The organism is Leifsonia aquatica (genome assembly GCF_014190775.1).
GTDB classification, from domain to species: Bacteria; Actinomycetota; Actinomycetes; order Actinomycetales; family Microbacteriaceae; genus Leifsonia; species Leifsonia aquatica.
Window position 1 is genome coordinate 400,066 of the sequence record NZ_JACHVP010000002.1, and the last position, 12,864, is coordinate 412,929.

General features: G+C 71.4%; 17 protein-coding genes. 8 read left to right on the forward strand and 9 right to left on the reverse strand.

The features are described from left to right. Window positions 1–42: 42 nt before the first annotated feature. Window positions 43–504 carry a flagellar hook capping FlgD N-terminal domain-containing protein gene (locus FHX33_RS11845; RefSeq protein ID WP_021764560.1) on the forward strand — a complete coding sequence of 154 codons (462 nt, stop codon included), beginning with the start codon at window positions 43–45 and terminating at the stop codon, window positions 502–504. Between the two features lie 37 nt (window positions 505–541). Continuing rightward, entirely contained in the window at window positions 542–1,711 is a 1,170-nt protein-coding gene (locus tag FHX33_RS11850) for a flagellar hook protein FlgE (RefSeq protein ID WP_021764559.1), read from the forward strand. A gap of 112 nt (window positions 1,712–1,823) precedes the next feature. Here FHX33_RS11850 and FHX33_RS11855 read toward each other — a convergent pair whose 3' ends face one another. The 3 genes from FHX33_RS11855 to FHX33_RS11865 are packed head-to-tail and all read right to left on the reverse strand — an operon-like array spanning window position 1,824 to window position 3,306. Further along, window positions 1,824–2,345, reverse strand: coding sequence for a P-loop nucleotide/nucleoside kinase family protein (locus tag FHX33_RS11855; RefSeq protein WP_021764558.1), 522 nt, complete (start codon window positions 2,343–2,345; stop codon window positions 1,824–1,826). 32 nt (window positions 2,346–2,377) lie between these two features. After that, window positions 2,378–2,788 carry an arsenate reductase ArsC gene (locus FHX33_RS11860; RefSeq protein ID WP_021764557.1) on the reverse strand — a complete coding sequence of 137 codons (411 nt, stop codon included), beginning with the start codon at window positions 2,786–2,788 and terminating at the stop codon, window positions 2,378–2,380. Window positions 2,789–2,835: 47 nt separating this feature from the next. Then, a complete protein-coding gene (locus tag FHX33_RS11865) occupies window positions 2,836–3,306 on the reverse strand; it encodes a hypothetical protein (RefSeq protein ID WP_155829083.1) in 471 nt (156 codons plus the stop codon). 123 nt (window positions 3,307–3,429) lie between these two features. Between FHX33_RS11865 and FHX33_RS11870 the strand changes: the two genes are divergently transcribed. Together FHX33_RS11870 and FHX33_RS11875 are read left to right on the forward strand one after the other, a co-directional pair. Beyond that, window positions 3,430–3,774, forward strand: a complete 345-nt coding sequence (locus FHX33_RS11870) for an ArsR/SmtB family transcription factor (protein WP_021764555.1) — start codon at window positions 3,430–3,432, stop codon at window positions 3,772–3,774. After that, window positions 3,741–4,526, forward strand: coding sequence for a cation efflux transmembrane domain-containing protein (locus FHX33_RS11875; protein WP_081704062.1), 786 nt, complete (start codon window positions 3,741–3,743; stop codon window positions 4,524–4,526). Before FHX33_RS11870 ends, FHX33_RS11875 begins: the two co-directional genes overlap by 34 nt. A 129-nt stretch (window positions 4,527–4,655) precedes the next feature. Here the strand turns inward: FHX33_RS11875 and FHX33_RS11880 are convergent, their stop codons facing one another. Next, on the reverse strand, window positions 4,656–5,945 hold the full coding sequence (locus FHX33_RS11880) for a Sodium/calcium exchanger protein (RefSeq protein WP_021764553.1): 1,290 nt from the start codon (window positions 5,943–5,945) through the stop codon (window positions 4,656–4,658). A gap of 321 nt (window positions 5,946–6,266) precedes the next feature. Beyond that, window positions 6,267–6,695 (reverse strand): DUF2000 domain-containing protein, encoded by a 429-nt coding sequence (locus tag FHX33_RS11885; protein WP_039923390.1) that lies wholly within the window; start codon window positions 6,693–6,695, stop codon window positions 6,267–6,269. Between the two features lie 49 nt (window positions 6,696–6,744). Between FHX33_RS11885 and FHX33_RS11890 the strand changes: the two genes are divergently transcribed. Beyond that, entirely contained in the window at window positions 6,745–7,548 is an 804-nt protein-coding gene (locus FHX33_RS11890; protein ID WP_183428542.1) for a helix-turn-helix transcriptional regulator, read from the forward strand. Between the two features lie 9 nt (window positions 7,549–7,557). Continuing rightward, a complete protein-coding gene (locus FHX33_RS11895) occupies window positions 7,558–8,307 on the forward strand; it encodes an ABC transporter permease (RefSeq protein ID WP_039921946.1) in 750 nt (249 codons plus the stop codon). Between the two features lie 18 nt (window positions 8,308–8,325). On the opposite strand, the gene FHX33_RS11900 is transcribed toward FHX33_RS11895, so the two are convergent. From FHX33_RS11900 to FHX33_RS11910, 3 genes are read right to left on the reverse strand one after another with little or no spacing between them, the layout of a single operon-like run. Then, a complete protein-coding gene (locus tag FHX33_RS11900; RefSeq protein ID WP_021762675.1) occupies window positions 8,326–9,153 on the reverse strand; it encodes an OmpA/MotB family protein in 828 nt (275 codons plus the stop codon). A 1-nt stretch (window position 9,154) separates the two neighbouring features. Continuing rightward, on the reverse strand, window positions 9,155–9,973 hold the full coding sequence (locus FHX33_RS11905; RefSeq protein ID WP_021762676.1) for a motility protein A: 819 nt from the start codon (window positions 9,971–9,973) through the stop codon (window positions 9,155–9,157). Between the two features lie 15 nt (window positions 9,974–9,988). Further along, complete coding sequence (locus FHX33_RS11910; protein ID WP_021762677.1) at window positions 9,989–10,270, reverse strand: flagellar FlbD family protein; 282 nt, start codon at window positions 10,268–10,270, stop codon at window positions 9,989–9,991. Window positions 10,271–10,405: 135 nt separating this feature from the next. Here FHX33_RS11910 and FHX33_RS11915 point away from each other — a divergent pair, with 135 nt between their 5' ends. Together FHX33_RS11915 and fliN are read left to right on the forward strand one after the other, a co-directional pair. After that, window positions 10,406–11,293 carry a FliM/FliN family flagellar motor switch protein gene (locus tag FHX33_RS11915; RefSeq protein WP_183428543.1) on the forward strand — a complete coding sequence of 296 codons (888 nt, stop codon included), beginning with the start codon at window positions 10,406–10,408 and terminating at the stop codon, window positions 11,291–11,293. Between the two features lie 4 nt (window positions 11,294–11,297). Continuing rightward, on the forward strand, window positions 11,298–12,017 hold the full coding sequence (fliN, locus tag FHX33_RS11920) for a flagellar motor switch protein FliN (protein ID WP_179700734.1): 720 nt from the start codon (window positions 11,298–11,300) through the stop codon (window positions 12,015–12,017). A gap of 70 nt (window positions 12,018–12,087) precedes the next feature. On the opposite strand, the gene FHX33_RS11925 is transcribed toward fliN, so the two are convergent. Further along, window positions 12,088–12,837, reverse strand: a complete 750-nt coding sequence (locus FHX33_RS11925) for a formylglycine-generating enzyme family protein (RefSeq protein ID WP_183428545.1) — start codon at window positions 12,835–12,837, stop codon at window positions 12,088–12,090. Window positions 12,838–12,864: the final 27 nt, after the last annotated feature.

Consider the following 12,864-nt stretch of genomic DNA (forward strand, 5'->3'; position numbering starts at 1 on the left):
ATCGACGAACACCCAGCCAGAAGCCAGTAGAAGGGAGCCACCGTGGTCGACGCCGTCACCGGAACCGACACCGCCACCACGAGCGGGATCTACACCACCCAGCCCACGCGCACGCCGAAGCAGTCCCTCGACAGCGAGGCCTTCATGCAGCTGCTGGTCACCCAGCTGCGCAACCAGGACCCGAGCTCGCCGATGGACACCAACCAGATGATCTCGCAGACGACCAACCTGGCCATGATGGAGAAGCTCACCAACATGGACACGACGAGCCAGGAGGGCTTCGCCCTGCAGATGCGCACGGCAGCGGCCGCGCTCATCGGTCACACGGTCAGCTACCTCGACAAGAACGGCGACACCCAGACCGGGCTCGCCAGTTCGGTCTCGTACGCCGGATCGGTCCCCGTCGTCACCGTCGGTGACGCCAAGATCAACCTCGACGCCATCTTGGGCGTGGTCACCCCGACAGCCGAGCCCTCCGGGTCCGGCCCGACCACCGCCTCCTGAATCCTCCGCCCCGCAGCATCCACAGAAAGGCAGCGTCATGCTCCGCTCTCTCTACTCCGGAATCTCCGGCCTCCGGTCGCACCAGACCATGCTCGACGTCACGGGCAACAACATCGCCAACGTCAACACGACCGCGTTCAAGTCGTCGGCCGTGCAGTTCCAGGACACCCTCTCGCAGCTCGTGCAGGGCGCGGGCGGGCCGCAGGCTCAGACCGGTGGCACCAACCCGGCCCAGATCGGCCTCGGCGTGCTCGTCGCCGGCATCTCGACCAACTTCACCCAGGGCGCCGCGCAGGCGACCGGCCGGTCGACCGACATGATGATCAACGGCGACGGCTTCTTCGTCACCAACGTCGGCGGCGAGACCGTCTACACCCGCGCCGGCTCGTTCGACCCCGACGCCCTCGGCCGCCTCGTCGGCCCCGGCGGCGCCATCCTGCAGGGCTACAACGCCGTGAACGGCGTCATCCAGCAGGGCGGCGCACTCAGCGACATCACCATCCCGCTCAAGGCGGTCACCCCCGCAGCGGCGAGCACCTCGGCGAACGTCAACGGCAACCTCCCCTCGGACGCTGCCGTCGGAGACCAGCTCGTCCGCGACATCTCGGTCTACGACGCCAACGGCACCGAGCGGAAGCTCACCCTGACGTTCACCAAGTCGGCCACCGGCTGGGATGTCGCCGGCACCGACGGCACCGCGAACGCCACCGGCGCGCTCACCTTCACCAACGGCGTCCTGACCGCGGGCGGCGCCCTGACCGTCGGCGGCGTCAACGTGAACCTCAGCACGGTGACCGGCTACTCGGGCCTCTCCACGGTCGCCTTCAAGGACCAGAACGGCCGTGCGGCCGGCACCCTCGAGTCCTTCACCCTGTCGAAGGACGGCACGATCATCGGCCTCTTCTCCAACGGCGACAAGCAGGCGGTCGCCCGCATCGCCCTGGCCACCTTCGTCAACCCGGGCGGGCTCGAGAAGGCCGGCGGCTCCACCTACCGCGCCACCGTCAACTCCGGCGCGGCGCAGGTCGGCGGCCCGGGCGAGGACGGCCTCGGCAACATCCAGGGCGGCTCCCTGGAGATGTCGAACGTCGACCTCTCGCAGGAGTTCACGAACCTGATCGTCGCCCAGCGCGGCTTCCAGGCGAACGCCCGCATCATCACCACCTCCGACGAGGTGCTGCAGGAGCTGACCAACCTCAAGCGCTAGCGCCCGCCTCCGCCTGTCGCCCGCCTCCCGCCTCCGCCGAGGTTCACGACGTTGCGCTCATTCCACCCGGGATGGCCGCAACGACGTGAACCTCGGCGTGCGGTTCAGGGGGTCAGGGGTTCAGGAGGGCACGGACGCGGAGGGCGACGCTTTCGACGTCGACCGGGTGCTCGGTATCCACCCTGAGCACCGGGAAGCCCGAGACGGGCTGCGCGTCGCGGTGGAACAGCTCCCACTCGTCCAGGCGCTGCGCGTCGTCGTGCGCAGGATGACGCGGCCGCGTGAGATATCTCTCGCGGGCGATCTCCGCTGAAGCCTCGCACCAGAGTTCGACGCCGCTGCCGATTCCGGCCGCGTCGAGACCGCGCCGGAGGTATTCGCCATCGCGACCGGAGAACCAGAACGACTCGACGATGACCGTCCCGTCGATCAGACCCACCAGTTGCCACATCGCGTCGGATGCGATCGCACCGACCCGGCTGGTGGGCAGCGGGACGGGGACGGCGTCGGCCAGAGCCTCCTTGATGTCGTCCTTCGTGACGAGGGGAAGCCCCAGCTCATCGCAGAGGCGACGAGCGAGCGTGGTCTTGCCGGACGCGGGGGCGCCGTTGATGAGCAGAGCGCGGTCGGCCATGTCGCGACGCTACCGGAACCCGGCGTCGGCCGTCAGCGGGGGAGGAGCTCGCCCAGCAGCGCTTCGACGCGCTTCTTGATCTCGTCGCGGATCGGGCGGACCTCCTCGATCGGGCGCCCCGCGGGATCGGTGAGGTCCCAGTCCTCGTAGCGCTTGCCGGGGAAGATCGGGCAGGTGTCGCCGCAGCCCATCGTGATGACGACGTCGGAATCCTGCACGGCCTCGGTGGTGAGGATCTTCGGCGCGGCTCCCGCGATGTCGATGCCCACTTCGGACATGGCCTGGACGGCGATCGGGTTGAGCTGGTCCTTCGGCTCGGAGCCGGCGGAGAGCACCTCGACGCGGCCCGCTGCCAATTCGCGCAGGAACCCGGCAGCCATCTGCGAGCGCCCCGCGTTGTGCACGCAGACGAACAGGACGGTCGGAGTGGCGGTGTCGGTCATGGTGTGACCATTCTCCCGTCTTCCTCGACGCCGCGCGCCTCCACTGCTCACATGCAGAGCGCCGTGGCCTGATCGACGTACGCCGTCACGGTGGGTGTGAGGTCGGTGCCGGCGCTCGCCGCGGCGGCGGTCACGTCGTCCCAGAGCGCGTCGAGGTGCGCCGACTGCTCGGCGGTCAGCTGGGGTGTGCACCGGGCCGCGATCGCGGAGGCGAAGTCGGCGACATCCTGAGGCGTCGTTCCCGCCGGTCGCGATGCGTCCGCGTACCCGCCGTTGCTGCGTAGCCCGGAGTCGACGAGCGCCCAGAGCTGCGAGAGCGGTGCGTCCTGAGCGGAGACCGCCGAGTCGTTCGGCTGCGGCGACAGCGACGGATCCGGTGCGCGATTCGACGTCGTCGGGATCGAGTGGTACTCGGGAGTCTGCGACGCGCCGTCCGCCGCCGGTTGCGACGACGCCGAGCAGCCGGCCAGAGCGGCCGCGCTCAGCACGACGGCGAGCACCCCTGCGAATCGCTTCATCATTCCCCCTTCGCGTCGACGCGCTCCTGCGCCGACATCCCCGGGAGGATTCTCGCGGGACGAGCCCGCCGCCGCAAGGGTCCGGCTCTTCCGATGATTCAGCGTTCGCTGTACTGTCGAGCCATGACCCTCACGACTCCCGCGGCGACGGTCACGCACACCGCAGCCCTCGCCCGCTTCGGCCACGCGCTCTCCGATCCGACCCGTGTCGGCATCCTCCTGGCACTCCGCGAGGCCCCCGCCTTCCCCTCCGACCTCGCCGAAGCGCTCGGCGTCTCCCGCCAGGTGATGTCCAACCAGCTGGCGTGCCTGCGCGGCTGCGGCCTGGTCGAGGGGATGCCCGACGGCCGCCGCACCTGGTACCGCCTCGCCGACGGCCACCTCGCCCCCGCCCTCGACGAACTCCTGCGCGTCGTGCTCTACGTCGAGCCGGGATGCTGCGACGGCGACGAGTGCGGGTGCGCGTGAACACGTCCCTGGTCGCCTCCGAGCGGACGCTGGTGCTGCGGCGGCGGATCCGCTGGATCGTCTCCGCGACGATCGCCTACAACCTCGTCGAGGCCGTCGTCGCCCTGATCGCCGGAAGCGCGGCTTCCTCGGCCGCCCTGATCGGGTTCGGGCTCGACTCCACCATCGAGGTGCTCTCCGCGGTGGCCGTCGCGTGGCAGTTCACACGACGCGATCCGGAGAGGTGGGAGAAGGGCACACTTCGCGTGATCGCCCTCGCGTTCTTCGCCCTCGCGGCATACGTCGTCGCGAGCGCCGCGCTCACCCTGATCGCACGGATCGAGGTGCAGCACTCGCCCGTCGGCATCGCCCTCACGGCGCTCAGCGTCGTCGTGATGCCGTTCCTCTCCGCGGCCGAACGCGCGGCGGGACGCGAACTCGGGTCGGCCACGGCGGTCGCCGACTCGAAACAGACCCTCATCTGTGCGTACCTCTCGGTGACAGTGCTCGGCGGCCTCGTGCTCAACTCGCTCTTCGGCTGGTGGTGGGCGGACGCGATCGCCGGCCTCGTGATCGCCGGCTTCGCCGTGCGCGAGGGAGTCGAGGCGTGGCGCGGTGACGCGTGCGCGACCGCGGTCGGCATGGTGCTCGAGGAGCAGGAGCTGCCGGTCACTCATCCACGGAACGCGTTCGATGGGACGCGGGACGCGACGTGGCTACCGGAGCTCGAGGCGCAGCGGGAGGAGCAGGATCTGCGAGACCCTTGGTCATGAACGCTCCGTCGGCAACGTTCGAGCGAGGTCCCGTCGAGGTTCACGTCGTGGCGTCCACTAGACGCGGAATGACCGCGACGACGTGAACCTCAGCGGCTCGGGAGGCGCCCTCCGGGCCCAGGCCCCGGCCTACTCCCGTGCGGCGGCGACGGGCTCCGCCGCGGCCGCGGGCTCCTCGACCGACCGAGAGAACGGCGCGCGGAGTGTCGGCCACAGCGTGCGCCACTGGATCGCGAACAGGACGACCGCGAGCGCCGCGTACACGCCCGAGACGATCCAGCGCGCCTCGGTGCCCGTGAAGACGAACGTCGCGGCGAACAGCACGAAGAGCGCCGTCGCCCAGCGCCCGGCGAATCGCAGGCTCAGCAGCATCGCCACGCCCAGCAGGGTCTGGGTCGCGGTGAGCACGAACTCCTCCACCTGGCGGCCGTCCATCGGGAGGGCCCAGCCTCCACCGCCCAGCGCGTGCGCGATCGGGAGGGTGCCGACCAGCGCCGTCCACTGGTTCACCTTGCTGGCGAGCAGGATGCCGATGCCCATGGCCGCCTTGCCGCGCATCGCGAAGATGATCGCGATGACGAACTCCGGCGCCTCCGACGCCAGCGGGGCGAGCCACTGGACGAGCAGGAAGTCGTCGATGCCGGCGGCCCGGCCGCCCTGGATGAGGCTGTGCGCGAACGGCTCGGCCAGCAGCAGGATGACGGCCGCCGAGAACACGAAGATCGCGATGACGGTCACGCGGCGCGCGACCGTCGGCAGGCCGCCGATCGCGGCGGGCACGCCCACGAGCTCCGGCTCCTCGCTCTCGCCCTGCGCCACCTTCCACAGGTAGTAGACGAACAGTGCGAGGAGCACGACGCCGAGCAGCACGTGGATCTGGCCGGTGAGGGGGATGGTCAGGGTGAGGATCGAGGCGATCATGAGCAGCCCGAGCTCCACGCGGTTGTCGCCGGGGAGGCGCACGGCGAACGGCCGGGGGCTGACATCCGGGTCGACGGGGCGGCGGCGTGCGCGCGCGGCGCGGTAGACCACGAACGCGACCAGCAGGATGAACGGCCACCCGAAGCCGAGGAGCAGCCGGTTCGAGCCGGTCATGTTCGCTGCGGCGTACTGCGCCTGGCTCGGGTCGCTGCCGGCCGTGAAGGCGAAGTAGAGGTCGATCGCGTACTCGGGCAGGATCGCGATGATCGCGAGGAGGCCGACGGCGAGGCCGCCGGAGATGTCGACCTCGGCCGCCTCGCCCGCCCACGCCAGCGCGAACGCGGCGGCGACGATGGCGACGCCGAACATGAGGATGCCGACGACGGGCGCCGCCTCGACGCCGCTGAGGCGCAGGGCGACACCCTGCGCCGCCACCAGGGCGACGATTCCGAGCGGGATCACCAAGCGCCGGGCGCTGCCGGTCGTTCGCGTGTCCATGTAGTGCCTTCCGATCGTGACGACCGGGCAGGTACGACGAGAGGAGCCCGGTCACCGTGTGCTGATGACCGAAGGTCTCGCTCGCCCAGAGACTGGGAGGCACGCCGGGCTGCGTCTTCGCGAGCCAGTATGTCGACGTGCCGCGCGCCCGGAATCGGACGCTGAGCTACTCCCCTTCGCCCGTCAAGCCTGGCAGGAAGGGCCGTGCGGGGCCGAGCCGGGGAGGCGGATTACCAGCATTTCGCGTGCCCTAACTTGCGCGGTAGGCGAGGGGTCCGGAAATGTCGCGCGAGCCGTCAGGCGATGTCCGACCGAGCGACGTCAGTCGTGCAGGCGCGCGCCCTTCGCGATGCGGTCGACCGCGTTGCGCGGGCCGCGGACGGCGATCCCGACCAGGTCGAGGTCGGCGGTGGAGACGGAGGCGACGGCCTCCCGATTCGCCTCGTCGTGACCGGTCGAGAACAGCTCGCGGGTGTAGACGGCGGTCGCGACTCCCCGGGACTCGGCCCGGCCGCGCGCGGTGCTGAGCAGCTCGCCGTCCCCGGTCATCACCACGACGGGCTGGCGCAGCATCGGCAGGTATTCGACACCGTCGGCGTCACGGTACGGCTCCCCGACGAGGCCGGGCGCGCTGGTGGCGACGCCGCTCACGAGGAAGGCGGTGACGTTCAGCTCCTGCCAGGGCGCGAGCCCCTCGCGCAGCAGGACGACGATCTTGGTGTCGAATCGGGGGGAGGCGGCGTCTGTCATGCGTCCAGCCTCCCCGCCGGCGCACGGCCGCGTCTTGTACATTCCTTGCATGGTCGAGTCGGTCCGCGCCTGGCATCCTGCGGTGCCCGACGTGCGCGAAGTGCTGCACGCGACCTTCGACCACGCCTATCCGGCGCACACCCACGACGCGTGGACCGTGTTGCTGATCGACTCCGGCGTCGTCGCCTTCGAGCTCGGTCGCGAGGCGCACCGGGCCGCACCCGGATCCATCGCCCTGCTGCCGCCCGGCGTCGCGCACGACGGGCAGTCCGCTGTCCGCGACTCCGCCTACCGCAAACGCGTGCTGTACCTGGAGCCGGAATGGCTGCCGCGCGGGATGCCCTCCGTCGCCGTCGGCCGGCCGACGATCGGGGCGCGCTCGGCCGTCTCGGCGGTGCGCCGCATCCACGGGGCGCTCGGCTCGCCCGGCGACCTCCTCGCCGCCGAGCACTGGGTGCACGCCCTCCGCCACGACCTCCTCGCGCACCTGGGCTCGCCCGTGGACGAGATCCGGGATGCGCCGCTCGCCCGGCGCCTGCGCGAGCTGCTGGACGACCGTCTGACCGAGACGTTCACCCTCGCCGAGGCCGGAGGCGAGCTCGGCGCGAACCCGAGCCACCTGATCCGCGCGTTCTCGCAGGCGTACGGCATCGCGCCGCACCGTTACGTGACCGGGCGCCGCGTCGATCGCGCTCGCCGCCTCCTGCTCGACGGCCGCACGGCGGCCGAGTCCGCGGTGCTGGCCGGGTTCCACGATCAGGCGCACCTGACGCGGCACTTCCGGCGCACGCTCGGCACGACCCCGGGCGCGTTCGCGCGCGCGGCGGGCACCGCGGGGCCCGGCGCGGCATAGGCTCGCGTCGTGCCGATCGTCCGCGAACTCGCCCCGACGCTCCTGGGCGTCGCGGTGCTCGCGCTCATCGCGACCGCCGTGCTCGCGGTCTACCGGGTGCCGCACCGCTGGGCGCCGGTGCTGGCGATCCTCCGCGGCGCGGCCCAGCTCGCGGTGATCAGCGTCGTGCTGTCCGGTGTGATCACCAGCCCGCTCTGGGTGTCGCTCGCCCTGCTGGTCATGTTCTCGGTCGCGGCGGTGACCGCGACGCGACGGGTCGGCTGGACCGCCGGCCACGCCGCGATGATGGCGTCGGCCATGGCGATCGGCGTCGGCGTGACCTCCGTCGTCGTCTTCGCGACCGGCGCCATCGAGCTGAGCGCCCGCTATGCGCTGGCGATCGGCGGCATCGTGATCGGCAACGCCATGAGCATCGCGACCCTTTCGGGCCGGCGATTCACCGAGGCCGTCGACGACCACTGGGACGAAGTGGAGGGGTGGCTCGCCCTCGGCGCGACCCCTCGGGAGTCGACGCTGCACCAGGCGCGCACCGCGGTCTACTCGGCGCTCATCCCCTCGGTCGACCAGACCAAGACGACCGGTCTGGTGACGCTGCCGGGAGCGTTCGTCGGCGCGATCTTCGGGGGAGTGTCGCCGCTGGAGGCCGGACGGTTCCAGGTCGTCGTACTGGCGGCCATCATGTGCGCGGGAGCCATCACCGCGGTCATCGTCGCCGCGTGGCTCGCGCCGGTGCGAGTACGGCCGGCGCCGCTGCGGTAGGCGCCGCTGCAGGAGGCGTCAGCCGCCGGTCGTGGTCCCGGCGGGGGTGGTGCCCGACTGGAGCGCCTGGGGGATGAGCTCGCGGATGCGGTCCGGCTGTGCCGACAGCACCACGACATCCACGCGCCGGTTGAGGGCGAGATCCTGATCGGTCGTGCCGGTGGCGTTCGCCATCGGGCGGGCGGAGCCGAAGCTGACCGCGGCGATGCGCTCGGCGGGGAAGCCGTCGGACTCGACGAGGTGGCGCAGCACGCTGGTCGCACGGCCCGCCGAGAGCTCCCAGTTGGTCGGGTACGGGGCGCCGGGCTGGCGCACGTCGGCGTGGCCCTCCACCGACACCTGGTACACCTCGGGGGCGATCACCGGGCCGATGTCGTCGAGCACGCGCACGGCGGTGTCGCTCAGCTCGGCATGGTTGGAGTCGAAGAAGGTGGAGCTGCCGACGAGCCCGATCGTGAGGCCGCGGGCGTCGATCTTCATCTGCACCGCATCCTGCAGCCCGTCCCGGGTGAGAGCGGCCTGGATGGCGTCGCGGATGCGCTCGAGGTTCTGCGCCTCCTGCTTGGCGAGCTGGAGGTCGGTGGTGTCGCCCTTCTGATCCACCTGCGCGGGCGGGACCACGACGCCGCTGGCCGTGTCGACCTTCTCGGTCTTCACCTGGCCGAAACCGGTCGCCAGCGAGTTCTTCAGCGCCTCGAACTTCTTCTGATCGACCGTCGACATCGCGAACAGCACGATGAACATGCACATGAGCACGGTGACCATGTCCATGTAAGACGCCATCCAGCGCTCTTCGTTCTCGTGCTCCTCCGGCTCCTCCTGCTTGCGCCGGCGACGGGCGGACACGTCAGGCCGCTTCTTCGGCGGGAGCCTTGGCCGCGGCCTTCGCCGCCTTCTCGGTCTTGCCGCTCTTCGCCTCGGCGCCGCCCGGGACCATCGCGCGCAGGCGCTCGCCGAGGAGGCGGGGCTGGCTGCCGGCCTGCACGGCGAGCACGCCCTCCATCAGCAGGTTCATGCGCTCGACGTCGAGCTCGGAGAGGCGGCGGAGCCGGGCGCCGATCGGCAGCCACAGGAAGTTCGCCGACAGGAGGCCCCAGAGCGTCGCGACGAACGCGCTCGCGATCATCGGGCCGAGGTGGCCGGGGTCGTCGAGGTTCTCGAGCACGTGGGTCAGCGACACGACGGTGCCGATGATGCCGATCGTCGGCGCGTAGCCGCCCATCGACGAGAAGAACTTGGCGGCGACGCGGCTCTGCTTGGAGCGCGTCGCGATCTCGTCCTCGAGCAGGATGCGCAGCTCGTCGCCGTCGGTGCCGTCGGCGATGTTCTGCAGCGCGCCCTTGAGGAACGGGTCGGTGACGCCCTCGGCCTCCTGCTCCATGGCGAGCAGGCCGTTGGACCGGGCCGTCTCGGCCAGGCGCACGACCTCGTCGATCACCTGCTCCGGCGGCTCGATCTTGCCGCGGAAGGCGCTGGGCAGCGCCTTCACCGCGATCAGGAAGTCCTTGATCGTGCCGCTGGCGATGCCGACCGCGATCGTCGCGCCGAACACCAGCACCATCGGGGCGGGCAGCAGGAGCGCGGTCAGGTGGCCGCCCTCCAGCGTCACCATGGCGACGACGGAGCCGAACGCCAGGACGATGCCGATGATGGTTGCCGGATCCATGGGGGTTCTTCCTCGCTACTTCTTGCGTGCGTGCAGGGGGACGGCCCGCAGGCCCTCCTGCTGCTCGGCGGGGGTCGGAACCGGTCGGGGGCCGGAGGCGGGCAGGTCGTGGGCCAGCGCGATCACGCGGGCCCGGTAGGCGGCGATCTTCTCGATCACCTCGGCCATCGATTCCGTGACGATGAACTTCGCACCGTCCACCATCACGAGCGTCGTGTCGGGACTGGCGTGGATGCGCTCGATCAGATCCGGGTTGACCGCGAACTGGCTGTCGTTCAATCGGGTGACGACGATCATGGGCGCGAATCCTGGTCTCGGCTCCGGGTGAGCCGTCACAGGGGAACTATCGGCGGAGGGGGCGTCTGCGTTAGAGGGCGCACAGGATGCGCACAGGCGCTAACGGCCGCCCCGGATCTGCCGATAGACCCTCTCGTGACCTCCCTGCCCGCTCCGACCGCTCCGCTCGCGTCCGAGGCGCCGGTGTACGACTTCCGGCGGCCGACCACGCTGGCGCGGGAGCACTCGCGCGTGCTGGAGCTCGCCTTCGAGACCTTCGCGCGGCAGTGGGCGACGCAGCTGACCGCCAAGGTGCGCGTGCTCAGCCAGGTGACGTGCATGTCGGTGCAGATGCAGACGTACGACGAGTACGCGGCGTCGCTGCCGGCGACCACGGCCATGGTCCTGTGCGAGCTCGACGGGCTGGCGCCGAAGTGCGTGATCCAGTTCCCGACCGTCGCGGCGCTCTCGTGGGTGAACGCGATGCTGGGCGGGACGGGCGTCCCGGTCCCGAACGAGCGGACGTTCACCCAGATCGAGCACGCGCTCGTGCGGCGGCTGATGGACGACGCGCTCGAGGACCTCCGCTACTCCCTCGGTTCGCTGCTCGCGACGCCGATCGCGGTGGACGCCATCCAGTACAACTCGCAGTTCGCGCAGGCCGCGGCCACCGCCGAGTTGATGATCGTCGCCGCGTTCGAACTGCGCGTGGGCGAGAGCGTCGCCGAGGCGACCGTCGCCCTCCCCGCCGTCGTGCTCCTCCCGCAGCTCGGCGAGACGAACCCGACGCACAGCGCCGAGAACGCCCGCGAGCTGGTGGATGCGCAGCTCGCGCGCGTCCCCGTCGACGTCTCCCTGCGGCTCACGCCGGCGAGCGTGAAGCCGAGCGTCGTGCTCGGCCTCGCGGTCGGCGACCTGCTGCCCCTCCCGCATCCGCACCACCGACCGTTCGATCTCGCCGTCGGGGGACACCCCGTCGCCGGCGCCGCACTGGGTTCCAGCGGCTCCCGGCTGGCGTGCGTGATCGTGAAGACAGAGGACTGATCCGATGAACATGGCCACCGCATCCGGCGCCGCTCTCTCCCTCGCGCAGGCCCAGACGGCCGCCCAGGCGCTCGCGGGCGTGCTGCCGACCGGCGCGCCGCTGAGTCCGCTGCTCGAGACCGCGGGCGGCTTCGGCGGTCTGACCGGCTCGGCCGTGGTCGCCAGCTTCGTCGGCGCGTTCTCGGCCGACCTGGCCGTCGTGCTGCTCGAGGCCCCGACCCTCGTCGACGACGGAGCCGATGGCTCGCCGGTCGTCGCGCTGCAGGATGTGCTCCAGCCGGCCCTCGAGGCCGCGAGCGACACCCTCGGCGCCGGCGTGCTCGACGACGCCCGCGTGGAGGATGCGCAGGAGCTGTTCGGCGACGCCTCCACCACCGTCTTCGCCCTGCACGGCGCGAACGGCGTGGCCGGCTGGTTCGCGATCCGCGGACGCGCCCCGCTCGCCGACCGCACGCCCGACTCGTCCGCGATCTCGGGCAAGCTCGCCCGCATCAGCAACGTGGAGATGGCGCTCACGGTCGAGATCGGCCGCACCCGCATGGCCGTGCGCGACGTGCTCGCGATGGAGCCGGGCGCGGTCATCGAGCTCGACCGCTCCGCGGGTTCGCCCGCCGACGTGCTCCTGAACGGCCGCCTCATCGCGCACGGTGAGATCGTCGTCGTCGACCAGGACTACGCGGTGCGCATCACCAAGATCCTCGACGCGGCCGAAGAGCTGGACTAGGCGCCTCCCGAGTACGCGAATTCTCTGCGTACTCGGCGGGTGCGGCCCTATTTTATGCGTACTCGACGGGTCAGCGGCGCGGGGTCCAGCCGGGAGGCAGCGGGCCGGTGACGTCGGCGCGCTCGCGGTCGGCCGCGAGCGACCAGCCCTGAGCCGCGCCCTCGGCGTCGAAGCCGCCGCGCGCGACGCGTAGGCCGACGTCCTCGTGCGTCGATCGCGGCGGGCCGCCGCGTCGGGTGGAGGCGCGCACACTCCACGCATCATCCGCGAAGCCGCCGCCGCGGAACACCCGGTAGTCGTCGTAACGGGCGGGATCGAGCAGGTCCCAGCACCACTCCCACGCGTTGCCGAGCGTGTCGAACAGCCCGTTGAGGTTCGGGAGGCGGCCGCCCACGTCCGCGGGCGCCGAGAGGCCGTCGGCGCTCGTCCACGCGACCTCGGCCAGCGGCCCGTAGTGCGCGCCGGTCGAGCCGGCGCGGCACGCGAACTCCCACTCGGCCTCGGTCGGGAGGCGGAAGCCGTCGGCATCCACGTGCCAGGTCACGTCCTCCCCGTCGAAGGAGTACGCGGGGTCGAGCCCCTCCCACTCCGACGCGGCGTTGCAGAACCGCACGGCGCGCAGCCAGCTCACCCCGGTCACCGGACGGCGGGGATGCGCGGACGGCAGCCCGAGGAGCTCGGCCGCCTGCTCCTCCGTCACCGCGAAGACGCCGATCTCGAACGGCTCGAGCTCGACGCTCCAGCGCTGCTTGCGCCGGGCGTCGTGCAGCGTGACCGTGCCGCCGGCGATCCGCGCCATCTCGATGTCCGTGCCGCTCATCCCGCCAGCCTCCCACGCCCGCGCTGT